Raw genomic sequence first — 22,743 nt, forward strand, 5'->3', positions numbered from 1 at the left:
TAGCTCAGAAGCCCAGGCGGTCACGCAGGCTGTAGTACCAAGCGCCCAAGGCACTGAAAGGCACGCGCAGCATCTGACCGCCCGGGAACGGGTAGTGCGGCAGCCCGGCAAAGGCATCGAACCGCTCCGCCTGGCCACGCATCGCCTCGGCCAGGACTTTGCCTGCCAGGTGGGTATAGGTGACCCCGTGGCCCGAACACCCCTGGGAGTAATAGATGTTGTCACCGATCCGGCCTACTTGTGGCAGGCGCGACAACGTCAGCAGGAAGTTGCCGGTCCAGGCGTAATCGATCTTGACGTTCTTCAGCTGCGGGAAGGCCTTGAGCATCTTCGGACGGATGATCGCCTCGATGTTGGCCGGGTCCCGTGCCCCATATACTACGCCGCCACCAAAGATCAGGCGCTTGTCACTGGTCAGGCGATAGTAGTCGAGCAGGTAGTTGCAGTCTTCGACGCAGTAGTCCTGCGGCAGCAAGGTACGCGCCAGTTCATCGCCCAAGGGTTCGGTCGTGATGACCTGCGTACCGCAGGGCATGGACTTGGCGGCAAGCTCTGGGACCAAGTTGCCCAGGTAGGCGTTGCCCGCCACGATGATGAACTTGGCGCGCACTTTGCCCTGTGGGGTATGCACGACCGGGTTGGCGCCACGCTCGATGCGCACGGCCGGGGTTTGCTCATAGATGGTACCACCCAGCGATTCGACGGCAGCAGCTTCGCCGAGGGCCAGGTTGAGCGGATGGATATGACCGCCGCTCATGTCGAGCATGCCGCCGATATAGTTGTCGCAGGCCACCACTTCGCGGATGCGCTGTTGATCCATCAGCTCCAGCTGGTTGTGGCCGAAACGTTCCCATAGGCGCTTTTGCGATTCCAGGTGACCCATCTGTTTGCTGGTCAGTGCAGCGAAAACGCCACCATCCTTTAGGTCGCACTGGATGTTGTACTTGGCCACCCGCTCGCGGATGATGCGCCCGCCCTCGAAGGCCATTTCGCCCAGCAGCTGCGCCTGGCGGGCACCCACGGTGCGCTCGATGACATCGATGTCGCGGCTGTAGCTGTTGACGATCTGGCCACCGTTGCGGCCCGATGCGCCGAAACCAACTTTGGCTGCTTCGACGACGCTGACCTTGAAGCCGTTTTCCAACAGGAACAGGGCACTGGACAAGCCGGTGTAGCCTGCGCCGATGATGCAGACATCGGTTTGCACCTCACCCTGCAGCGCCGGACGTGGCGGCACCGGGTTGGCCGAGGCGGCGTAGTAGGACTGGGGGTAGGGGGTGTTAGCCATGCTGCAGAACCTCGTGTTTTATATTTTTAACGAATGTAGCGATGCTATCAATAATAATAAACACCCGCTAGTCATCCACTGAAAATCATGAACACCGCCTGCGTCTGGTGCTTCTTTATAAAGAGTTTGCAATTCAGTGAGTTAGCGCAAAAAAAACTGTTGACACGCTTTTGTAATTACGTAGAATGCGCACCACGACAGGCACATAGCTCAGTTGGTTAGAGCACCACCTTGACATGGTGGGGGTCGTTGGTTCGAGTCCAATTGTGCCTACCAAATCAAAGAAGGGTGATCCGAAAGGGTCACCCTTCTTGCGTTTGGCGTGGGAAAGTTTGGCATGGCCCCCGTCCGAGCCGTGTTCGAAAGTTTCTGATTTATATCGAAAAAAAGCTTTACAGGTGCTCAGCAGATCTCTAATATGCGCACCACACGACAGGCACATAGCTCAGTTGGTTAGAGCACCACCTTGACATGGTGGGGGTCGTTGGTTCGAGTCCAATTGTGCCTACCAAATCCCAAAAAGGGCGATCAGAAATGGTCGCCCTTTTTGCATGTCTGCTTGAATCAGCGTGTAACCTTTGGCCGCAGTCCGGTTCACGGCCTCGCGTGGTAGAATCCGCCTCTTCCAACCTGGAGGTAGACGCGTGCGCAAACTGGCGGTGGTAATGGCAGTAATGGCCCTGGCGGGGTGTGACAACGAGGTGGAGGGCGTGCACAAGCGTGTGGCCGAACACCTGCAAAACCCCAAGACCGCCAAGTTCGGTAACGTGCGCATTGATACCCAGGGTACGATCTGCGGTCAGGTGCGTGGTAAGGACGATGCCGGCCAATACCAGGCCTACCGCAGTTATGTGGCCATCAAACGCGACGGTCAGTACGAAATCATTGTCGACGACAATGGCAATAACCTGCGTATCCGAGAGCTGTGCGGGGGTGCCGAATTGCAGCGCCGTGCGCAGGCGCTCGAAGGTGAGCCCGCGCCAGAGGGATGGGACGTCGAAGTCATCCAGGGCGCCAACATGGGGGCACTCAGCGACATGACCGCGCGTCTGATCGAGAAGGGCATACCGTCTTCGGTGGAGTACCGGGACGGCAAGCCTGTGGTCCTGCTGGGGCCATTTCCGACCCGGGAGCAGGCGCAGGCCCGTCGCGATGAAGTCATGGCCAAGCTTGGCACCGATTCAGTGGTCATCCAGCACGGCGCAGCCCGCTAAGCGCTCGTAGCCGGTCGATCAGCTACACGCCTTGAGGTCGACCGGTCCCACGAACTCATTGCCGCGCCCCATCAGGCACCCAACCCGCTGGTTGCGTTGATATTCCCAAGGCTGCGGCGGATACGTCTTGTTCCACGCCTCGAATAGCTGACGGTCCTGCCTGGAGAGGCGCAAATTGTATTGCTTGCTCATATAGAAGTAGGTGCGTGCAATCATGCCGCGGATCGAAGGCCGCGGCATGACCTTTCTGGCCTTGAAGTCCACTTGGGTAAGGCACTTGCCGTATTGCCCGCGTTGCTCTGGCAGCCAGCCGAAGCTGTAGTTGCTGCGGTCGCCGTTGACCTCTCCCACGCTTGGCACCAGGTTGTGCAGATCGGCTTCGGCGCGTTTGTATACCTCGTCGTGCTGCGAGCAGGCCTTGCGACCGCCGCTTTGCCAACATTGGCGCAGATGGCCGATTTGCCAGGCCGGCACGATGTGTTCCCACTCGATGCGTGAAGCGCGTTGGGCATTCTTGCGTGGTGTATACCCACATGAAGCCATATCGACTTTGTTGCCGTTGTATTTGCAACCGCAATAGAACTCGGTGGATTGTGGTGCGTAGAGTTGCCTGGCGACCTTCTTGGCCTCCTGGAACGTACGGGGCGCATCGGCATGGGCAAGCGGAGCCATCAGCAGGCAGGCAGCTGCAATAAGCGAAACTCTCATGCGCGGTCAGTCTTCCTTGGGCACAGTCCAGAAAATCTGTACGCCGCCATCGTCACGGTGGGCGAGGGTGACATTGTCATTTTCGGCAATCTCGGCCAGCAACGTGTCCCAGTCCTCCGGTGTTTCCTGTTCCAGGCGAAAGATCAAAGCCGCCCGGCTGCGCTGGGCAATGGGGTTGTTGATGATTTTCTGGATGCGCATGCCCAATTGTTGGTAGCTGGCAGGTGAGGGCGAGGAGGTAGACACAGGCATTTCCTTGTTTTGCTGTATGCACGTACAGTATTTCACTGTAAGGGATTTCGCAACAGCTTGAAGGGAAAGTTCTGCGGCTCGTCCTCGTCATGTTCGCGATCCAGGCCAAGGTCTGCTGTAATAGCGGCACTTTCCGGAAATTGCTCATGTATCGATTGGTCTTACGCGTTACCTCTTCCACACACCTCGCTTTGCTGTTTGTCGGTGGTGTTACTGCTCACACTGAGGCCTGGGCCGACCCGTCGACCGCGATCGTTATCGATCCGATGGTCGTCACTGGCGCCTACGCCCCTACCAGCAGCTTCGACCTGCCGTTTTCGGTGGACACGGTCGACCTGTCCAATGGCACGGATGGCCAACTTGGCGTCAACTTGTCAGAGGTCCTGACCAAGGTCCCTGGCCTGGTGGTACAGAATCGCCAGAACTATGCCCAGGACCTGCAGATATCATCACGCGGCTTTGGTGCTCGCTCTGCGTTCGGCGTACGCGGCATCAAGCTGCTCAGCGATGGTATCCCCGCCAGCACCCCAGACGGACAGGGTCAGGCAGCCACGCTGAACCTGGATGTGGCCGACCGCATCGAGGTACTGCGTGGCCCGGCCGCTACGCTGTATGGCAGCAACGCTGGCGGTGTCATCCAGATGTTCAGCCGTGATGGGGAAGGGCCGGCTCGCCTTGGTGCCGAAACAACATTTGGCAGCGATGGCTTCAGCAAGCATCACCTGTCGGCGCAAGGGGGCAACGAGATCGGTGGTTTCGTGCTGGATGCTTCGCGTATGGACACCGATGGTTACCGTGACCATAGCGCGGCCAAGCGCGACCAGACGTTCGCCAAGGTGCACATCAAGCCGGACGCCGATTCACGCCTGGCGCTGATTTATAGCAGCCTGGAACAGAACAACACGCAAGACCCGCTGGGTCAGCTTTGGTCCAGCTACAAGCACGACCCACGTTCGGTCGCTGATGGCGCAAGGGCCTACAACACGCGCAAGAGTATCGACCACCAACAGGTGGGCATGAACTACGAACGCTACGTTGGCGACGCTACCCTTCAGTTCAATCTCTACGCAGGGCGCCGGAGCGTGGTGCAGTACCTGTCGATTCCTCGGCCGGACAGTTTCAACAGACAGCGTGAAGCTGGTTTGAGTGGTTCTGAGCGCGACTCCAACAGCCAGCGCGGTGGCGGTGTGGTCGATTTTGACCGCGAGTTTCACGGCGGTACGCTGCGCTGGATTCAGCCGGTACTGGCCGTGCCTGGGCATTTCACGTTCACCGTGGGGGCCGACTACGACCAGAGTACGGATGACCGCAGGGGCTATCAGAACTTCCGTGGCGAGCAGCTTGGGGTCAAGGGCGAGCTCAAGCGCGACGAGAAAGATATCGCTACCAGCCTGGACCCGTATGTGCAGGCGCACTGGGAAATTGGCAACTGGACCAGCGAGCTGGGCGTGCGCTACAGCACCATGAAGATGAAGGTCGATGACCACTACCTGGAAAACGGTGACGCCAGCGGTGCCAAGCGCTATCAGCAGGCCAACCCGACGCTGTCTGTGATGTATGCCTTCACGCCTGATCTGCGTGGCTACGCCAGCCTAGGAAAGGGCTTCGAAACGCCTACACAGGCCGAAATGGCCTATGCGCCAGGCTTGCAGGAAAGCTTCAACTTCGGGCTGGAACCTGCCACCAGCAAGCAATATGAGCTAGGGGTGAAATATCGCCTGGGCGCCGCCACGCGGCTGAACGCAGCCCTGTTCGAGATCCGTACGGATAACGAAATCGTGGTCGATAACGCCACCTACGGTCGCACCAGTTACCACAATGCCGGGCAGACCGTGCGCCGTGGTTTCGAAGCCAGCTTGCAGAGCGACCTTGCCGAGCGCTGGCAGACCACTTGGGTGTACACCCATACCGACGCTCGCTATGCCGACGACTTCAAGCAAGGCGGACAAGTCATCGACAGTGGCAACCGCTTGCCAGGTGTGCCGCGAGACAACCTGTATGCAGAAGTGGTGTGGAAACCCACCACGTCGGTCAGCATGGGGTTCGAGGGGCAGTACCGCAGCAAGGTGTTCGTTGAGGACAGCAACCAGCAGAAAGCTGCGCCTGCCTATGCTGTGTTCAACTGGCGCACGCGCTTCGAGCAACAGGTCGGCCCTTGGACGTTCCATCAGCTGGTGCGCCTGGACAACCTGTTCGACCGTCAGTACGTGGGTTCGGTGATTGTCGGTGACAGCAACAAACGCTATTACGAGGCAGCCCCGGGGCGTTCATGGTACGCCGGTGCTGGCTTGGAATATCAGTTCAGATAGGGTGCCTGGTAACGCTGAAGCCGATGATCGGCTCCAGCGTTGATGGGATCAGTATTCCCAGAAAATCCGCTGCAGCTCCTTGCTGTCCTGGGTCTTGGTCATGGCGACCATGGCCAGGATGCGCGCTTTCTGCGGGTTCAGGTCATGGGCCACTACCCAATCGTTCTTGTCGTCAGGCTGTTCGGCGTTGCGCAGCACGAAACCGCCCTGGTTGACGTGGGAAGAGCGAATGATCTGCACGCCGTTCTTGCGCAGCTCCTGCAGTGCAGGCACCACGCGCGAAGACACCGAACCGTTGCCGGTACCTGCGTGAATCAGCGCCTTGGCGCCGTTCTGTGCCAACGCCTTGTAGGCGGTATCGGTCACGTTCCCGTAGCCATAGGCAATGTCCACCTGAGGCAGGCTGCTTATCTGCTTGATGTCGAATTCCGAGTCCAGGGTGTGGCGCTTGGCTGGCAGGCGGAACCAGTAGGACTTGCCTTCCACGACCATGCCCATCGGGCCCCAAGCGCTCTTGAAGGCCTCGGTCTTGATGTTCACGGACTTGCTGACGTCACGGCCCGACTGGATTTCATCATTGAGCGTCACCAGCACGCCCTTGCCACGCGACTGCTTGTCGCTGGCGACGGCGACGGCGTTGTACAGGTTGAGCATGCCGTCTGCCGACATGGCGGTGCCGGGGCGCATGGAGCCGACGACCACGATAGGCTTGTCGGTTTTCTCGACCAAGTTCAGGAAGTAGGCGGTTTCTTCCAAGGTATCGGTACCGTGGGTGATGACGATGCCATCCACGTCCTTGCTGTCGGCCAGCTCAGCCACCCGCTTGCCCAGCTTGAGCAGATCGTCGTTAGAGATGCTCTCGGAGGCGATCTGCATGACCTGTTCGCCACGCACGTTGGCCAGGTCTGCCAGTTCAGGCACGCCGGCGATCAGTTTGTCGACGCCCAACTTGGCGGCCTGGTAAGTAGCGCTATTGGCGGCGCTGGCACCGGCCCCGGCAATCGTGCCGCCGGTCGCCAGGATGACCACGTTGGCGAGCTTTTGCTGGGACTTGGCTTGATCGGCCGAAACCGTAGCGGGCAGGATCAGCAGCAGGGCGAGTGCGCTGGGGGCAAAGGATTTCAGTGCGGCATTCATCGTTTTTGTGCTCTCTTCCTAATGAGATGATTTTTAGTGCGTCGCGCAGTCGCTAAGGCATGTTCCGTACCAGATCGCCAATAGCCTCTGTAACAACTCGTGACATAGCGTTTGGGCAGGCTCAACCCTACCTCGTGCGTGATGAGGGTGACGTCTTGTTAGGCGGTCGAATGACGTGCGCAATCAGGGTCGGAAGTATTTCATTCGAAAACCCGAATATTTGTAGGAAAACGTGTTCGGTTATCCGGAAATTTACGGATAATCTTGCCCGGGAGTCAGCTGAGCGTATTTGACAAACGCTTGGCGCGTTCGCATAGTTACTCAGCGCAAACGTTTGCTTTCCGACAAAAAAACAAGATTCGGAGTCATCGCCCATGAAACTGCCGTTCCCAGGCCGCTTGCTGGCCGTCGCTGTTCTTTCGTCCTTGTCCATTGCCATGCCATTTTCGGCGGCTCATGCCGAAGACAAGCCCAAGGTGGCGTTGGTCATGAAATCATTGGCCAATGAGTTTTTCCGCACCATGGAAGACGGTGCCAAGGCCTACCAGCAAACCCACGCAGGCGAATTCGATCTGGTGGCCAACGGCATCAAGAACGAGACCGACACAGGCGAGCAGATCCGCATCGTCGAGCAGATGGTCAACGCCGGTGCCAAGGCGCTGGTGATCGCGCCGGCAGACTCCAAAGCACTGGTCTCAGCTGTGAAAAAAGCAATGGACCAGGGTGTGGTGGTGATCAACATCGACAACCGACTTGACCCCGAGCTGCTCAAGAGCAAAGGCATCAGCGTACCCTTCGTAGGCCCTGACAACCGCAAGGGCGCGCGCCTGGTGGGCGAATACTTGGCCACGGAAAAACTCAAGGCGGGCGATCAGGTGGGCATCATCGAAGGGGTGCCGACCACGACCAATGCCCAGCAGCGTACCGCAGGCTTCAAGGATGCGATGGACGCTGCACAGATCAAGATCGTCTCCACGCAGAGCGGCAATTGGGAAATCGACAAAGGCAATGCCGTCGCCGCGTCCATGCTCAACGAATACCCTGATCTCAAGGCATTGCTGGCAGGCAACGACAGCATGGCCCTGGGTGCGGTCTCGGCGGTGCGCGCGGCTGGCAAGGCTGGCCAGGTGCAGGTGGTCGGTTACGATAACATCAATGCCATCAAACCCATGATTGCCGACGGCCGCGTACTGGCCACGCTTGATCAGGCAGCCAGTCAGCAAGCCGTTTTCGGTATCCAGGCCGCGCTGAAAATGGTCAAGGGCGAGAAGCCGGATGTGGATGCCGATAACGTCATCCAGACCCCGGTCGAACTGATCACGAAGCAACCTTGATACTGCCAGGAGACACGGCGATGTCCGCATCGATCCATGATGTGGTCCTGGCTGCCCGCGGCCTCGGCAAGACGTACGCCCAGCCGGTGCTGGGCGAGGTGAGCCTGGAGCTGCGTGCCGGCGAGGTGCTGGCCTTGACTGGCGAAAACGGCGCTGGCAAGAGCACCTTGTCCAAGTTGATCAGCGGCCTGGAAACCCCCACTGCCGGGCACATGCTCTACCGCGGGCAGGCCTATGCGCCGGCCAGTCGCCGCGAGGCCGAGCGCCTCGGCGTGCGCATGGTGATGCAGGAACTGAACCTGTTGCCCACCCTGACCGTGGCAGAAAACCTGTTTCTGGACAACCTGCCCAGCCGCCTCGGCTGGATCAGCCAGAAGCGCCTGCGCCAGATGGCCGTCGATGCCATGGCCCAGGTGGGGCTGGAGGCCATTGACCCCGATATCCCGGTCGGAGAGTTGGGCATCGGTCACCAGCAAATGGTCGAGATTGCCCGCAACCTGATCGGAGATTGCCACGTGCTGATCTTCGATGAGCCTACCGCCATGCTGACCGCGCGCGAGGTGGAATTGCTGTTCACCCAGATCGAGCGCTTGCGCGCCCGGGGGGTGGCTATCGTCTATATCTCCCATCGGCTCGAAGAACTGCAGCGCGTCGCTCAACGTATCGTCGTGCTGCGCGATGGCAGGCTGGTGTGTGACGAATCGATTCAGCGCTACAGCAGCGCCGAGTTGGTCAACCTGATGGTTGGGCGTGAACTGGGCGAACACATCGACCTGGGCCGCCGCTCATTAGGTGGTCCACTGCTCAGGGTGGACAAGCTCAGCCGGGGCGAGAAGGTGCGGGAGGTATCCTTTGAAGTCCGTGCTGGGGAGATCTTCGGTATCTCCGGGCTGATCGGCGCGGGCCGTACAGAGCTTCTGCGGTTGATCTACGGCGCCGACCGCGCCGACAGCGGTAGCATTGCCCTGGGCCAGCCGCCGCTGCCCGTCACCATCGATTCGCCAAAGTCCGCCGTCAACGCGGGTATTGCCCTGATCACCGAAGATCGCAAAGGCGAAGGCCTGCTGTTGAGCCAGTCGATCAGCGCCAACATCGCCTTGGGCAACCTGGGTGCGGTGTCGCGGGCTGGCGTCCTGGACCGCCAAGCCGAACGCGACTTGGCCGAGCGGCAAATACAGGCCATGCGCATTCGCAGTGCCGGCGCTGATCAAGTGGTCGGCGAGCTGTCTGGTGGTAATCAGCAGAAGGTGGTGATCGGCCGCTGGCTCGAGCGCGATTGCCGGGTCTTGCTGTTCGACGAGCCTACGCGCGGCATCGATGTCGGTGCCAAGTTCGACATCTACGGTTTGCTCGCCGAACTCGCTCGGCAGGGCAAGGCCCTGGTCGTGGTCTCCAGCGATCTGCGCGAGTTGATGCTGATCTGCGACCGCATTGCGGTCTTGTCTGCCGGTCGGTTGATCGACACCTTCGAACGTGACCACTGGACCCAGGACCAGTTGCTGGCGGCAGCCTTCGCCGGCTATCAGAAACGTGACGCACTGCTGCACCCTGCAGCCCCCAGGATGGACGCATGAAAACCACACCGCTCGAAAACCAAAGCGCTGCCCCGGCGCGCCGCAGCGGCACCTACTTGGGCCTTGGTACTTACCTGGGGCTGGCCGGCGCCTTGCTGGCGATGATCGTGCTGTTCTCGATGCTGAGCAGCCATTTCTGGTCATACGGTACGTTCAGTACCCTGGCCAACCAGATACCTGACTTGATGGTATTGGCCGTGGGCATGACGTTCGTGCTGATCATCGGCGGCATCGACCTGTCGGTCGGTTCGGTGCTGGCCCTGGCCGCATCGACAGTCAGCGTTGCGATTCTTGGCTGGGGCTGGAGCATCGTGCCGGCTGCACTGCTGGGCATGGCGGTGGCCGCATTGGCTGGCAGCGTTACCGGCGTCGTCACCGTGGCCTGGCGCATCCCTTCGTTCATCGTCTCGTTGGGCGTGCTGGAAATGGCCCGCGGCCTGGCCTACCAGTTCACCGATTCGCGCACGGCCTACATCGGCGATGCCTATGCCTGGTTCTCCAACCCGATAGCCTTCGGTATATCACCCGCGTTCATCATCGCCTTGCTGGTGATCGTAATCGCTCACCTGGTGCTCACCCGTACCGTATTCGGGCGCTACCTGATCGGGATCGGCACCAATGAAGAAGCCGTGCGCCTGGCTGGTATCGACCCGCGCCCCTACAAGGTACTGGTCTTCGCCCTGATGGGGCTGCTGGCTGGCCTGGCTGCGTTGTTTCAGGTGTCGCGCCTGGAGGCGGCCGACCCCAATGCGGGCTCCGGCCTGGAGTTGCAGGTGATTGCCGCCGTCGTGATCGGCGGTACCAGCCTGATGGGTGGGCGTGGCTCGGTCATCAGCACCTTTTTTGGCGTGCTCATCATTTCCGTGCTGGCAGCGGGCCTTGCGCAGATCGGTGCCAGCGAGCCAACCAAACGCATCATTACCGGCGCTGTGATCGTCATTGCCGTGGTGCTCGACACTTATCGCAGCCGGCGCGCAGCCCGGCGGAACTGAACCATGGCAACCATCAAAGACGTCGCGGCCCTGGCGGGGATTTCTTACACCACCGTGTCCCACGTGTTGAACAAAACGCGGCCGGTGAGCGAGCCTGTTCGGCTCAAAGTCGAGGCCGCCATACGGGAGCTTGACTACGTGCCCAGCGCCGTCGCGCGGTCGCTCAAGGCACGCAGCACGGCCACCATCGGCTTGCTTGTGCCCAATAGCGTCAACCCCTATTTCGCCGAGCTGGCCCGCGGCATTGAAGACGCGTGCGAGCGCAATGGCTATTGCGTGATCCTGTGCAATTCCGACGACGACCCTCAAAAGCAGCGTAATTACCTGCGGGTGCTGTTGGAAAAGCGCATCGATGGGCTGGTGGTCGGGTCGGTAGGGCAGGATGACGACTTGTTGCAAAGCCTGGCAGAGGTGCGCACACCCATGGTCATCGTGGACCGAGAGCTCGAAGGCGTCGATGCCGATCTGGTGCGGATCGATCATGAGCTGGGCGCCTACCTGGCTACGCGCCATCTGTTGGAGCTTGGCCATCGGGATATCGCCTACATCGGTGGGCCAGCAGAAACCGGGGTGACGCAGATGCGCCTGGGCGGTTTTCGTCGAGCCTTGGCCGAGGCGGGCGTCACCGTGGCCCCTGAGCGTGTGCGCCATTGTGACTTCACCAGCCCAGGCGGTCACGCTGCAGCTGCCGAGCTGCTGGCAGGGCCGCGGCCGACGGCCATTTTTGCGGGCAACGACATGATCGGGTTCGGCGTATTGCGCGCAGCGGCCGAGCGCCACATCGACGTGCCGGGTGCGCTGTCGGTGATCGGCTTCGACGACATCGAGCTGAGCCGCTACGTCTACCCACCCTTGACCACTGTGGGGCAGTCCATCCGCGAGCTTGGCGAGAGCGCTGCGGCGCTGCTGCTGGCGCGTATCGCTCAGCCTCGCAATAGCTCGGCGCAGCAGCGCATCGTCACCCCGCGCATCGTGTTGCGCGAGTCCACCGGGCCGCGCCCGGATCTGTTCAACGATTACCGCTAAGGAAACCGCATGAGTGCCAAGGTCGTGGTAGTCGGCAGCCTCAACATGGACCTGGTAGCGCGCGCTCAGCGCCTGCCACGGCCTGGCGAGACATTGGCCGGCGATACCTTCTTCACCGCTGCCGGAGGCAAGGGTGCCAACCAGGCCGTGGCGGTCGCGCGGCTGGGCGCCAGCGCGGCAATGATCGGCTGCGTCGGCGACGACGCCTACGGTTTGCAATTGCGCAATGCCCTGGAAGTGGAAGGCATTGACTGTCAGGGCGTGGTCACCTGCGCCGGCGTGTCCACGGGGGTGGCGATGATCACCGTCGACGCGGCCAGCCAGAACTGCATCGTCATTGTGCCTGGGGGCAATGGGTTGCTGGTACCCGACGCCGTAGCGCGCTTCGACGGCTTGCTGCAGGCGGCGCAGGTGATCATCTGCCAACTTGAAGTGCCATTGCCTACCGTGGCCTGGACCTTGGCCAGAGGCCGTCAGCTCGGCAAACGGGTGATACTCAACCCAGCGCCAGCAACAGGGCCGCTGCCCGCCGAATGGTTCAACCATGTCGACTACCTCACGCCCAACGAAAGCGAGGCCGAGGCGTTGACCGGTGTTGCCGTGCATGATCAGGCCAGCGCTTTACTGGCAGGCACGCGCCTGCTCGCGCTGGGAGCTGGCAAAGTGATCATTACCCTCGGCGCCCAAGGTGCCTTGCTGATCACGCCCGATGGCCACCAGCATTATCCGGCACCCGTGGTAAAAGCCTTGGACACCACCGCTGCAGGGGACACCTTCATCGGAGGCTTTGCGGCGGGGTTGGTGCAGGGCCTGGAGGAGGGCGAGGCAATCCGCTTCGGGCAACGGGCGGCTGCCCTGTCGGTGACCCGGGCCGGCGCGCAACCTTCCATCCCCAGGCTCGCGGAGCTGCTGCCATGAAGAAGACGCCGCTGCTGAACATTGCACTGTCTCGGGCCATTGCCAGCATGGGCCATGGCGACATCCTGATCATCGGCGATGCCGGGTTGCCCGTACCGCACGGCGTGGAGCTGATCGACTTGGCTGTCACCCCAGGGCTGCCTGACTTTGCCAGTGTGCTGCGGTGCGTCCTGAGCGAGCTGCAGGTCGAGCGGCACGTGCTGGCTGAAGAGATACAAACCGTGGAGCCGCCGGCGTTTGCAGAAATCGAGCGCCTGAGCGACACGCTGGGCGAGCGTGAATACATGCCCCACGAAGCGTTCAAGATGCTGTCGCGCAAGGCCCGGGCCATGGTGCGCACGGGCGAGTGCCAGCCTTACAGCAACATCGCCCTGGTGTCCGGTGTAACCTTCTGACACCGACGGTCCTTACTCGATATCCACTGGCAACAGGAGTGCCCTCGTCATGCTAAAACCCCTGCTTCAAGGACTCGCACTCATGGCTGCAGCGTCTGCCATACAAGCGGCACCTATCGACCTGATCATCGACACCGATCCGGGGGCTGACGATCTGGTGGCCCTGTTCCTGGCCATGGCCTCGCCTGATGAGCTGAAAATTCGTGCCATCACGACAGTCGCCGGCAATGTGCGCCTGGAGAAGACCGCACGTAACGCTCGCCTAGCCCGTGAGTGGGCCGGTCGCGAGGATGTCCCGGTATACGCCGGTGCGGGTCGCCCCTTGGTGCGCGCCCCGATCTACGCGGCTGAAGTGCACGGCGAAGAAGGCGTCACCGGGGTTGAAGTGCATGAACCCAAGCAGCCTTTGGCGAGCGGCAACGCTGTTCAGTACCTGGTCGACACCCTAGGTGCGGCGCCGCCACACAGCGTGACCCTGGCCATGCTCGGTCCGCAGACCAACCTGGCCCTGGCCTTGATACAGCGCCCGGAGATCGCTCAGGGCATCAAGGAAGTGGTGGTGATGGGCGGGGCTCACTTTAACGGTGGCAACATCACGCCTGTGGCCGAGTTCAACCTGTATGCCGACCCGCACGCGGCCGCTGTGGTGCTGGCAAGTGGCGTGCCGTTGACCTACCTGCCCCTGGATGTGACCCATAAGCTGTTGACCAGCGAAGCACGGCTCAAGCAACTGGCTGGCGTCAATACGCAGGCCAGCAAGCGTGTGGTGGATATCCTCAATGCCTACATCACCCATGACATGGCGTTGTACGGGATGCCCGGCGGCCCGGTGCATGACGCCAGCGTCATTGCCTATCTGCTCAGACCCCAGCAGTTCAGCGGCCGGCGCATTCACATGTCAATCGATACCCGCGAGGGCCCTACCTTCGGCCAGACCGTGGCTGATTGGTACGGGGTGCTCAAGCAACCGGCCAATGTCATGTGGGTGGAGGAGGGGGATGCTCAGGGGCTGTTCGACCTGCTCAGCGAGCGGTTGGCGCGTTTAAAGTAGCAGGGCGTGGTGCATACCGTTCGACCACCTGGTCGATGAAGCCGCGCGCTGCTTCTGCGCCGCGGTCACGTACCAGGAGGTCGATGGCGATCAGCAGCAGCTCCTCCGGGGTGCTGGGGCTATAGGCGCTCTGGCCCTCGGCCCATTTGACCTTGATGTCGGCATCGATGCTGTGGGTGCTCATGAAAAGCTCTCGCTTGCGGCGCGGGATGAAAGAACGAATGACCAAACCGGGTATTCGTAGCAGGCACTATGCCTTCACTTCTTAAAGTAAATCATGACTTTGCAGGCCAAACCAAGCGGCGTGTGGGCCGAATGGTAAAATTCGGTCACGATTGTCTTCCCCCATCAGCCGCCGGGATGGTGCAGACTTGGCGAGTTTTGCAACGAATTTAGGGTGGGGCTGTCGGATCAGGCAGTTCCCAAATGATCTAGGAGGCTTAATGTTACGTACCCGTGCTTATCTGGCGACCCTGGCGGTGGCTGCTGTCCTGGCAGGCTGCAGCACTGGTGGCGACTCCAGTGGCGGTCAAGTGCCTGAGGCACCTGCGGGCGATGATGGTCGCTGCCAGGCCAGCGGCGCTGATTTTGCAGTGGGCAAGATGGGTAGTGCAGAGCTGCTGGAGCAGGCCCGCAAGGCGAGCGGCTCGCAAATGGCGCGCATACTCAAACCCCACGATGTGGTCACCCTGGAATACCGCTCGGAGCGGCTGAACTTGAATGTCGATGAGCAAGGGCGTGTAACACGCGTTAACTGCGGCTAAGATTTGCCTCGCGTATGGAGGGCATCAGTGCCCTGTGCGCGTTGAGCTGTCAAAGCCAACTCAAAAAAACCCGCCACGGGGGCGGGTTTTTTTACGGCTGTCCGAATTACTCCGGACGAACCTGCGCAGCCTGCATGCCCTTCTGGCCGCGCTCGGCGACGAAGGAAACAGTTTGGCCTTCTTTCAGGCTCTTGAATCCGTCAGATTCGATGGCTTTGAAGTGAACGAACAGGTCGTCGCCGCCGCCTTGTGGAGTGATGAAGCCATAGCCTTTTTCATCATTGAACCATTTGACGGTGCCGGTTTGGCGATTGGACATGGGTGAATCTCCAGAACATTTAGTATTTTCGGTGGTGCAATGCGGCCAAAGCTACGGAGCACCGGTACATCATAGTCTAATTCTGCGGCTGTCGCGTCTTTTTACCTTCGTGGCAGGTTGATCCAGCGCAATTTATCGCCGGACACGCGCAGCTACATAACATCAGCTTTTAGGTGCGCAGGCCTGTTTAACGACGTTTTGCGCCTTTTGCATGAGTTTGGCGTCCACGCCATCCTTGCTGTCGAGGTCAGCAATTTCAGCGTCGGAGAAATTCTTCTTGATCGCTTGTGCACCACATTCGCAGTGCTTTTTCGCTGCGGCGGCATCAACGCCCTGGCCAGCGGCAACTTGCGTGCATTGGGCCATATAGGCACCTTCCTTGCCGGCAGGGAAGTTGCCGGCGTTCGCGGCCATTGGCATCAGCAGGGCGCCAGCGGCCGCCAGGGCCAGAAGAGACGGAACTCGCATAACCGATTACTCCTTGGGTCAGTTCTCATCAAGAGTAGTTGTTTCCACACGTCTGATAGGGAAGCTGTCGCGGAAGTTCACCATCAGTGGCAATTTCCAAATATTCCTGCGCGCGGCTCTGACTGCGTGCTAGCATGCCCGGCTTGCAGCTGAGAACGTCCCCGCTGCAGTTCTATTTTCTTTCCAGTCACTCTGGTTCGTCCCCGCAAGCCCAAAGGCTTCTGCCACTGTGAGGCAGGCTTCCCGTCAACGGAAGGCAGGTTCGGATCTTGTACTGGCTCATCCCAACCCACGTGACCTTTGGTAGGGGTCACCACTAGGAGAGGAGGCGCCAATGCCCACCATTACTCTTCCCGATGGCAGCCAACGTTCGTTCGATCACCCCGTGTCCGTTGCCGAGGTCGCCGCATCCATCGGCGCCGGTCTGGCCAAGGCCACCGTTGCCGGCAAGGTAGATGGCAAGCTGGTCGACGCCTGCGACCTGATCCTGAACGACGCTACCCTGCAGATCATCACCCCCAAAGATGAAGAGGGACTGGAGATCATTCGTCACTCGTGCGCCCACCTGGTTGGCCATGCGGTGAAGCAGCTGTATCCGACCGCCAAGATGGTGATCGGCCCGGTGATCGACGAAGGCTTCTACTACGACATCGCTTACGAGCGGCCCTTCACGCCGGATGACCTGGCGGCCATCGAGAAGCGCATGCAGCAGCTGATCGATACTGACTACGACGTCATCAAGAAAATGACCCCGCGCGCCGAAGTCATCGACGTGTTTACTGCCCGTGGCGAAGACTACAAGCTGCGCCTGGTCGAGGACATGCCAAACGAACAGGCCATGGGCCTGTACTACCACGAGGAATACGTGGACATGTGCCGCGGCCCGCACGTGCCCAACACCCGCTTCCTCAAGGCATTCAAGCTGACCAAGCTGTCCGGCGCCTACTGGCGCGGCGATGCCAAGAACGAACAGTTGCAGCGGGTATACGGCACCGCCTGGGCTGACAAGAAGCAGCTGGCGGCCTACATCCAGCGCATCGAAGAAGCCGAGAAGCGCGACCATCGCAAGATCGGTAAGCAGCTCGACCTGTTCCATCTGCAGGAAGAAGCACCGGGCATGGTGTTCTGGCATGCCAATGGCTGGACTGTCTACCAAGTGCTCGAGCAGTACATGCGTAACGTTCAGCGCGAGAACGGTTATCAGGAAATCAAGACCCCGCAAGTGGTCGACCGTATCCTGTGGGAGCGTTCCGGCCACTGGTCCAACTACGCCGAGAACATGTTCACCACCTCGTCCGAGAGCCGTGACTACGCGGTCAAGCCGATGAACTGCCCGTGCCACGTGCAGGTCTTCAACCAGGGGCTCAAGAGCTACCGCGACCTGCCGCTGCGTCTGGCCGAGTTTGGCGCATGCCACCGCAATGAGCCGTCTGGTGCATTGCACGGCATCATGCGTGTGCGTGGCTTCGTACAGGACGATGCCCACATTTTCTGCACCGAAGAACAGGTGAAGAAAGAAGCCGCCGACTTCATCAAGCTGACCCTGGACGTTTACAAGGACTTTGGCTTCAGCGACATCGCCATGAAGCTGTCTACTCGTCCGGCCAAGCGCGTTGGCTCTGAAGAGCTGTGGGACCGTGCCGAGGGAGCGTTGGCCGATGCCCTGAATGAATCTGGCCTGGAGTGGGAATACCAGCCAGGGGAGGGCGCTTTCTACGGGCCGAAGATCGAGTTCACCCTGCGTGACTGCCTTGGCCGTAACTGGCAGTGCGGCACCCTGCAGTACGACCCGAACCTGCCGGAGCGCCTGGACGCCAGCTACATTGCCGAAGACAACAGCCGCGTGCGCCCGGTCATGCTGCACCGCGCCATTTTGGGTTCGTTCGAGCGCTTCATCGGCATGCTGATCGAGCACTACGCCGGCGTATTCCCTGCCTGGCTGGCGCCAACGCAGGCGGTGATTATGAATATCACCGACAAACAGGCCGATTTCGCCCTTGAGGTTGAGAAAACTCTGAATGGTAGCGGTTTCCGTGCCAAGTCGGACTTGAGAAATGAGAAGATCGGCTTTAAAATCCGTGAGCATACTTTGCTCAAGGTCCCGTACCTTTTGGTTATAGGGGACCGCGAAGTCGAAACGCAGACCGTAGCAGTGCGTACTCGCGAAGGCGCTGACCTGGGCTCCATGCCCGTCGCCCAGTTCGCTGAGCTCCTGACGCAAGCGGTTTCCCGGCGTGGTCGCCAAACAACGGAGTAATGACTATTAAGCGTGAAATGAGAAATGATAAACGTGCTGTACCGAAGGCCCCGATCAACGAGAATATCTCGGCCCGCGAGGTTCGGTTAATTGGCGCAGACGGCGAGCAGGTTGGCATCGTCTCGATTGATGAAGCGCTTCGTATCGCTGAAGAAGCGAAGCTGGATCTGGTGGAAATCTCTGCAGACGCGGTTCCACCCGTCTGCAAGGTGATGGACTACGGCAAGCACCTCTTCGAGAAGAAGAAGCAGGCCAACGAAGCCAAGAAAAACCAGAAACAGATCCAGATTAAAGAAATCAAGTTTCGTCCAGGGACGGAAGAAGGGGATTACCAGGTAAAACTACGCAACCTGGTACGTTTCCTTACCGAAGGGGACAAGGCCAAGATCTCTCTGAGATTCCGTGGTCGTGAGATGGCCCACCAGGAGCTGGGCATGGAGCTGTTGAAGCGGGTTGAAGCTGACCTGATCGAATACGGTTCCGTCGAGCAGCATCCTAAGATGGAAGGACGCCAGCTTATGATGGTCATCGCCCCCAAAAAGAAGAAATAATCTCCCGGGCACGGCAGGCCTGATGATTATTGTGTAATTTTTATCGAATGCGGAGTTCCAACATGCCAAAAATGAAAACCAAGAGCGGTGCTGCGAAGCGCTTCCTGAAGACCGCTTCGGGCTTCAAGCACAAGCACGCTTTCAAGAGCCACATCCTGACCAAAATGTCGACCAAGCGTAAGCGTCAACTGCGCGGTGCCAGCTTGCTGCACCCGTCCGACGTGGCAAAAGTCGAGCGCATGCTGCGCGTACGTTAATTCTGGTTAAGATAGAGGAAGTTACTCATGGCTCGTGTTAAGCGTGGCGTCATCGCTCGTAAGCGTCACAAGAAAATTCTGAAACTGGCTAAAGGTTACTACGGTGCACGCTCGCGCGTATTCCGTGTTGCCAAGCAAGCGGTCATCAAGGCAGGCCAATACGCCTACCGCGACCGTCGCCAGAAGAAGCGTCAGTTCCGCGCACTGTGGATCGCTCGTATCAACGCCGGTGCCCGCACCAACGGTCTGTCCTACAGCCGTTTGATTGCTGGCCTGAAAAAGGCTTCGATCGAAATCGACCGTAAGGTTCTGGCCGATCTGGCAGTGAACGAAAAAGCGGCGTTTGCTGCGATTGTCGAGAAAGCTAAAGCCGTTCTGGCTTAAGTACCCGCGACAATCACCCGGCGACGCCTGCGTCGCCGGGCATTGAACGTCATCGATAGGGGAAGAGCCTTCAAAGCTCTTCCCCTATTTTCGTATCTGGAGTCTGTACATGGAAAACCTGGATGCGCTGGTCTCCCAAGCCCTGGAGGCCGTGGAGCGCGCTGAAGACATCAATGCCCTGGAACAGATCCGGGTCAACTATCTCGGCAAGAAGGGCGAGCTGACCCAGGTGATGAAGACCCTGGGCAACCTGCCAGCCGAGGAGCGGCCCAAAGTGGGCGCGCTGATCAATGACGCCAAAGAGCGCGTCACCGTTGTGCTGAACGCACGCAAGGCAGCTTTTGAAGAAGCCGAGCTCAGCGCTCGTCTGGCTGCCGAATGCATTGATGTGACCCTGCCAGGCCGCGGCCAGGCCACCGGTGGCCTGCACCCCATCACCCGTACACTCGAACGCATCGAACAGTTCTTCACGCACATTGGCTACGGCATTGCCGAAGGCCCTGAAGTCGAAGACGACTATCACAACTTCGAAGCGCTCAACATCCCCGGCCACCATCCGGCCCGGGCGATGCACGATACCTTCTACTTCAATGCCAACATGTTGCTGCGTACCCACACCTCGCCGGTGCAGGTGCGGACCATGGAGTCGACCCAGCCACCTATTCGCATTGTCTGTCCTGGCCGCGTCTACCGCTGCGATTCGGATATCACCCACTCGCCGATGTTCCACCAGGTCGAAGGCCTGCTGATCGACCGTGGCATCAATTTCGCCGACCTCAAGGGCACCATCGAAGAATTCCTGCGCGTGTTCTTCGAAAAAGAACTGGCGGTGCGTTTCCGTCCATCGTTCTTCCCCTTCACCGAGCCGTCTGCCGAAGTGGATATCCAGTGCGTCATGTGCTCGGGCAATGGCTGCCGCGTGTGCAAGCAGACCGGCTGGCTGGAAGTAATGGGCTGCGGCATGGTGCACCCGAACGTGTTGCGCATGTCGGGCATTGATCCTGAGCAATTCCAGGGCTTCGCCTTCGGCATGGGTGCCGAGCGCCTGGCCATGCTGCGTTATGGCGTCAACGATCTGCGTTTGTTCTTCGACAACGACCTGCGGTTCTTAGCCCAATTCCGCTAAGCCAATCGACGCAACCTTCAGGAGAAGAACAGCATGAAATTCAGTGAACAGTGGCTGCGCGGTTGGGTAAACCCGCAAGTCTCCCGTGACGAACTGGTGGCCCGCCTGTCCATGGCCGGCCTGGAAGTCGACAGCGTGACCCCCGCTGCCGGCCAGTTCAGCGGTATTGTGGTGGGTGAAATCCTTGCCACTGAACAACACCCAGACGCCGACAAGCTGCGTGTGTGCCAGGTCAGCAATGGTCAGGAATCGTTCCAGGTCGTTTGCGGCGCGCCTAACGCACGGCCAGGGATCAAGATCCCCTTCGCCATGATCGGCGCCGAACTGCCTGGTGACTTCAAGATCAAGAAGGCCAAGCTGCGCGGTGTGGAGTCATTCGGCATGCTCTGCTCGGCGGCCGAACTGCAGATCAGTGAAGAAAACGATGGCCTGCTCGAACTGGCCAGCGATGCACCGGTAGGCGAAGACATTCGCCAGTACCTGAGCCTGGATGATGCCAGCATCGAAATCGGGCTTACGCCCAACCGGGGTGATTGCCTGTCAATCGCCGGCCTGGCGCGCGACGTCAGCGCGCTGTACGACGTGCCGGTTACCCGCCCGCTGGTGCCAGCCGTGGCTGCCGCGCACGACGAAGTGCGCCCAGTCGAGGTCCATGCGCCGGCAGCTTGCCCACGTTACCTGGGGCGGGTCATCCGCAATGTCGACCTGAGCAAGCCGACGCCGCTGTGGATGGTCGAGCGTCTGCGCCGCAGCGACGTGCGCAGCATCGACGCTGCCGTAGACATCACTAACTACGTGATGCTCGAACTCGGCCAGCCGATGCACGCCTTTGACTTGGCAGAGATCAACGGCGGCATTCGCGTACGCATGGCCGAGGAAGGCGAGAAGCTCGTGCTGCTCGACGGCCAGGAAGTTGCACTGCGTGCCGACACCCTGGTCATTGCCGACCACACCCGCGCCCTGGCCATCGCCGGCGTCATGGGCGGCGAGCACAGCGGCGTCGACACCGCTAAAACCCGTGATCTGTTCCTGGAAAGCGCTTTCTTCGAGCCGATTTCCGTTGCAGGCAAGGCCCGCTCCTACGGCCTGCACACCGACGCCTCGCACCGTTATGAGCGCGGCGTCGATTCCCAGTTGGCCCGCGAGGCCATGGAGCGCGCGACCGCATTGCTGCTGGAAGTGGTAGGCGGTGAAGCCGGCCCTATCGTTGAAGCCGTCAGCGAGCAACACTTGCCCCGCATTGCCCCGGTTACCCTGCGTGCCGATCGCATCGCCCAGATGCTTGGCATGGAAATGGACCCGTCCCAGGTCGAGCAGTTGCTCAACAACCTTGGTCTGGCTACCCAGGCAGACGGAGTAGGGCAGTGGACGGTCAACGTTCCGAGCCACCGCTTCGATATCAGCCTCGAAGTCGACTTGATCGAAGAGCTCGCGCGTCTGTACGGTTACAACAACCTGCCCGTGCGCTACCCGCAAGCGCGCCTGGCGCCGCAAGCACGCCCGGAAACCCGTGGCGAGCTGCCAAACCTGCGTCGTCTGCTGGTTGCGCGTGGTTACCAGGAAGCCATTACCTACAGCTTCATCGATCCGAAACTGTTCGAGCTGTTCAGCCCAGGCGTAGAGCCACTGTTGTTGGCCAACCCCATCTCCAGCGACATGGCGGCCATGCGTGCCTCTCTGTGGCCGGGCCTGGTCAAGGCATTGCAGCACAACCTCAATCGCCAGCAGGACCGCGTGCGCTTGTTCGAAAGTGGCCTACGTTTCGTTGGCCAGTTAGGCAACTTGGCACAGGAACCGATGATTGCCGGCGTCGCTACAGGCAGCCGCTTGCCTGAAGGCTGGGCCAACGGCCGCGACACCATCGATTTCTTCGACGTGAAGGCCGATGTGGAAGCCCTGCTGGGTTATTCTGGTGCGTTGGGCGACTTCACCTTCGTCGCTGGCAAGCATCCAGCCTTGCACCCTGGTCAGACCGCCGAAATCCAGCGTGAAGGTAAGACCGTTGGCTATCTGGGCGCGCTTCATCCAGAGCTTGCAAAAGCCCTGGACCTGGACCGCCCGGTCTTCGTTTTCGAGCTGGTGCTGGCCGATGTGGTCGAAGGCCGATTGCCGAAATTCAGCGAGTTGTCCAAGTTCCCGGAAACCCGTCGTGACCTGGCGTTGATCGCAGGTCGTGATGTAGCGTCTCAAGACGTGCTTGACGTAATTCGTGACAATGCAGGCGAATGGCTCACAGACCTCAGGCTGTTTGATGTCTACCAGGGTAAAGGCATTGATCCTGATAGAAAAAGCCTGGCAGTCGGCTTGACCTGGCAGCATCCATCGCGCACTCTTAACGACGATGAGGTGAACACTACCTTGCACACTATCCTCACCTCGCTCGAACAAAGGTTGAACACCACGTTAAGGAAATAACGGC

At 60.0% G+C, this 22,743-nt stretch carries 23 protein-coding genes and 2 tRNA genes; 18 read left to right on the forward strand and 7 right to left on the reverse strand.

Annotated elements, in window-relative coordinates; genetic code table 11:
* Positions 1-4: 4 nt before the first annotated feature.
* A complete protein-coding gene (locus ACF8GB_RS21140) occupies positions 5-1,288 on the reverse strand; it encodes an FAD-binding oxidoreductase (protein ID WP_058603357.1) in 1,284 nt (427 codons plus the stop codon).
* A 199-nt stretch (positions 1,289-1,487) separates the two neighbouring features.
* On the opposite strand from ACF8GB_RS21140, the gene ACF8GB_RS21145 reads away from it, so the two are divergent.
* The 3 genes from ACF8GB_RS21145 (at position 1,488) to ACF8GB_RS21155 (ending at position 2,502) form a co-directional block, all read left to right on the forward strand.
* A tRNA-Val gene (locus ACF8GB_RS21145) sits at positions 1,488-1,564 on the forward strand.
* Positions 1,565-1,722: 158 nt separating this feature from the next.
* Positions 1,723-1,799, forward strand: a tRNA-Val gene (locus ACF8GB_RS21150).
* Between the two features lie 133 nt (positions 1,800-1,932).
* The gene (locus ACF8GB_RS21155) at positions 1,933-2,502 is read left to right on the forward strand and encodes an SPOR domain-containing protein (RefSeq protein WP_078478390.1); all 570 of its coding nucleotides are present in this window, start codon (positions 1,933-1,935) and stop codon (positions 2,500-2,502) included.
* Positions 2,503-2,520: 18 nt separating this feature from the next.
* Here the strand turns inward: ACF8GB_RS21155 and ACF8GB_RS21160 are convergent, their stop codons facing one another.
* On the reverse strand, positions 2,521-3,210 hold the full coding sequence (locus ACF8GB_RS21160) for an endonuclease (RefSeq protein ID WP_058603355.1): 690 nt from the start codon (positions 3,208-3,210) through the stop codon (positions 2,521-2,523).
* 6 nt (positions 3,211-3,216) lie between these two features.
* Positions 3,217-3,462 (reverse strand): DUF1654 domain-containing protein, encoded by a 246-nt coding sequence (locus ACF8GB_RS21165; protein WP_058603354.1) that lies wholly within the window; start codon positions 3,460-3,462, stop codon positions 3,217-3,219.
* Between the two features lie 266 nt (positions 3,463-3,728).
* Here ACF8GB_RS21165 and ACF8GB_RS21170 point away from each other — a divergent pair, with 266 nt between their 5' ends.
* Positions 3,729-5,771 (forward strand): TonB-dependent receptor family protein, encoded by a 2,043-nt coding sequence (locus ACF8GB_RS21170; RefSeq protein WP_392527618.1) that lies wholly within the window; start codon positions 3,729-3,731, stop codon positions 5,769-5,771.
* A gap of 48 nt (positions 5,772-5,819) precedes the next feature.
* Here the strand turns inward: ACF8GB_RS21170 and ACF8GB_RS21175 are convergent, their stop codons facing one another.
* Positions 5,820-6,908 (reverse strand): asparaginase, encoded by a 1,089-nt coding sequence (locus ACF8GB_RS21175; protein WP_196185402.1) that lies wholly within the window; start codon positions 6,906-6,908, stop codon positions 5,820-5,822.
* 374 nt (positions 6,909-7,282) lie between these two features.
* On the opposite strand from ACF8GB_RS21175, the gene ACF8GB_RS21180 reads away from it, so the two are divergent.
* The 7 genes from ACF8GB_RS21180 to ACF8GB_RS21210 are packed head-to-tail and all read left to right on the forward strand — an operon-like array spanning position 7,283 to position 14,198.
* Positions 7,283-8,242, forward strand: a complete 960-nt coding sequence (locus ACF8GB_RS21180; protein ID WP_196185403.1) for a sugar ABC transporter substrate-binding protein — start codon at positions 7,283-7,285, stop codon at positions 8,240-8,242.
* A 20-nt stretch (positions 8,243-8,262) separates the two neighbouring features.
* Complete coding sequence (locus ACF8GB_RS21185; RefSeq protein ID WP_392527607.1) at positions 8,263-9,816, forward strand: sugar ABC transporter ATP-binding protein; 1,554 nt, start codon at positions 8,263-8,265, stop codon at positions 9,814-9,816.
* Positions 9,813-10,808 (forward strand): ABC transporter permease, encoded by a 996-nt coding sequence (locus ACF8GB_RS21190; RefSeq protein WP_058603349.1) that lies wholly within the window; start codon positions 9,813-9,815, stop codon positions 10,806-10,808. The genes ACF8GB_RS21185 and ACF8GB_RS21190 overlap by 4 nt, the downstream gene beginning before the upstream one ends.
* A 3-nt stretch (positions 10,809-10,811) precedes the next feature.
* On the forward strand, positions 10,812-11,834 hold the full coding sequence (locus tag ACF8GB_RS21195) for a LacI family DNA-binding transcriptional regulator (RefSeq protein ID WP_078478397.1): 1,023 nt from the start codon (positions 10,812-10,814) through the stop codon (positions 11,832-11,834).
* Positions 11,835-11,843: 9 nt separating this feature from the next.
* Positions 11,844-12,752 carry a ribokinase gene (rbsK, locus tag ACF8GB_RS21200; protein ID WP_058637788.1) on the forward strand — a complete coding sequence of 303 codons (909 nt, stop codon included), beginning with the start codon at positions 11,844-11,846 and terminating at the stop codon, positions 12,750-12,752.
* The gene (gene rbsD / locus ACF8GB_RS21205) at positions 12,749-13,147 is read left to right on the forward strand and encodes a D-ribose pyranase (protein ID WP_182138751.1); all 399 of its coding nucleotides are present in this window, start codon (positions 12,749-12,751) and stop codon (positions 13,145-13,147) included. The genes rbsK and rbsD overlap by 4 nt, the downstream gene beginning before the upstream one ends.
* Positions 13,148-13,196: 49 nt before the next feature.
* The gene (locus ACF8GB_RS21210) at positions 13,197-14,198 is read left to right on the forward strand and encodes a nucleoside hydrolase (protein ID WP_058637786.1); all 1,002 of its coding nucleotides are present in this window, start codon (positions 13,197-13,199) and stop codon (positions 14,196-14,198) included.
* On the opposite strand, the gene ACF8GB_RS21215 is transcribed toward ACF8GB_RS21210, so the two are convergent.
* The gene (locus ACF8GB_RS21215; RefSeq protein WP_058637785.1) at positions 14,170-14,382 is read right to left on the reverse strand and encodes a hypothetical protein; all 213 of its coding nucleotides are present in this window, start codon (positions 14,380-14,382) and stop codon (positions 14,170-14,172) included. The two genes, ACF8GB_RS21210 and ACF8GB_RS21215, sit on opposite strands and share 29 nt — an antisense overlap.
* 259 nt (positions 14,383-14,641) lie before the next feature.
* Here ACF8GB_RS21215 and ACF8GB_RS21220 point away from each other — a divergent pair, with 259 nt between their 5' ends.
* Entirely contained in the window at positions 14,642-14,962 is a 321-nt protein-coding gene (locus ACF8GB_RS21220; RefSeq protein WP_058637784.1) for an I78 family peptidase inhibitor, read from the forward strand.
* Positions 14,963-15,068: 106 nt separating this feature from the next.
* Here ACF8GB_RS21220 and ACF8GB_RS21225 read toward each other — a convergent pair whose 3' ends face one another.
* Positions 15,069-15,281, reverse strand: a complete 213-nt coding sequence (locus tag ACF8GB_RS21225) for a cold-shock protein (RefSeq protein WP_038413369.1) — start codon at positions 15,279-15,281, stop codon at positions 15,069-15,071.
* Between the two features lie 162 nt (positions 15,282-15,443).
* Positions 15,444-15,749, reverse strand: coding sequence for a hypothetical protein (locus tag ACF8GB_RS21230; RefSeq protein ID WP_058637782.1), 306 nt, complete (start codon positions 15,747-15,749; stop codon positions 15,444-15,446).
* A 334-nt stretch (positions 15,750-16,083) separates the two neighbouring features.
* On the opposite strand from ACF8GB_RS21230, the gene thrS reads away from it, so the two are divergent.
* The 6 genes from thrS to pheT all read left to right on the forward strand — a co-directional run bounded on the left by thrS (position 16,084) and on the right by pheT (position 22,739).
* Positions 16,084-18,006, forward strand: a complete 1,923-nt coding sequence (gene thrS, locus ACF8GB_RS21235; protein ID WP_196186773.1) for a threonine--tRNA ligase — start codon at positions 16,084-16,086, stop codon at positions 18,004-18,006.
* Positions 18,006-18,557, forward strand: a complete 552-nt coding sequence (gene infC / locus ACF8GB_RS21240) for a translation initiation factor IF-3 (protein ID WP_178091251.1) — start codon at positions 18,006-18,008, stop codon at positions 18,555-18,557. Before thrS ends, infC begins: the two co-directional genes overlap by 1 nt.
* A 62-nt stretch (positions 18,558-18,619) precedes the next feature.
* Positions 18,620-18,814 (forward strand): 50S ribosomal protein L35, encoded by a 195-nt coding sequence (rpmI, locus tag ACF8GB_RS21245; RefSeq protein WP_003250667.1) that lies wholly within the window; start codon positions 18,620-18,622, stop codon positions 18,812-18,814.
* Between the two features lie 27 nt (positions 18,815-18,841).
* Positions 18,842-19,198 (forward strand): 50S ribosomal protein L20, encoded by a 357-nt coding sequence (gene rplT / locus ACF8GB_RS21250; protein ID WP_003250671.1) that lies wholly within the window; start codon positions 18,842-18,844, stop codon positions 19,196-19,198.
* Between the two features lie 109 nt (positions 19,199-19,307).
* Positions 19,308-20,324 (forward strand): phenylalanine--tRNA ligase subunit alpha, encoded by a 1,017-nt coding sequence (pheS, locus tag ACF8GB_RS21255; RefSeq protein ID WP_058603341.1) that lies wholly within the window; start codon positions 19,308-19,310, stop codon positions 20,322-20,324.
* A gap of 33 nt (positions 20,325-20,357) precedes the next feature.
* A complete protein-coding gene (gene pheT / locus ACF8GB_RS21260; RefSeq protein ID WP_392527610.1) occupies positions 20,358-22,739 on the forward strand; it encodes a phenylalanine--tRNA ligase subunit beta in 2,382 nt (793 codons plus the stop codon).
* Positions 22,740-22,743: the final 4 nt, after the last annotated feature.

Source organism: Pseudomonas sp. xss_4, from assembly GCF_043104125.1.
Lineage (GTDB): Bacteria > Pseudomonadota > Gammaproteobacteria > Pseudomonadales > Pseudomonadaceae > Aquipseudomonas > Aquipseudomonas parafulva_B.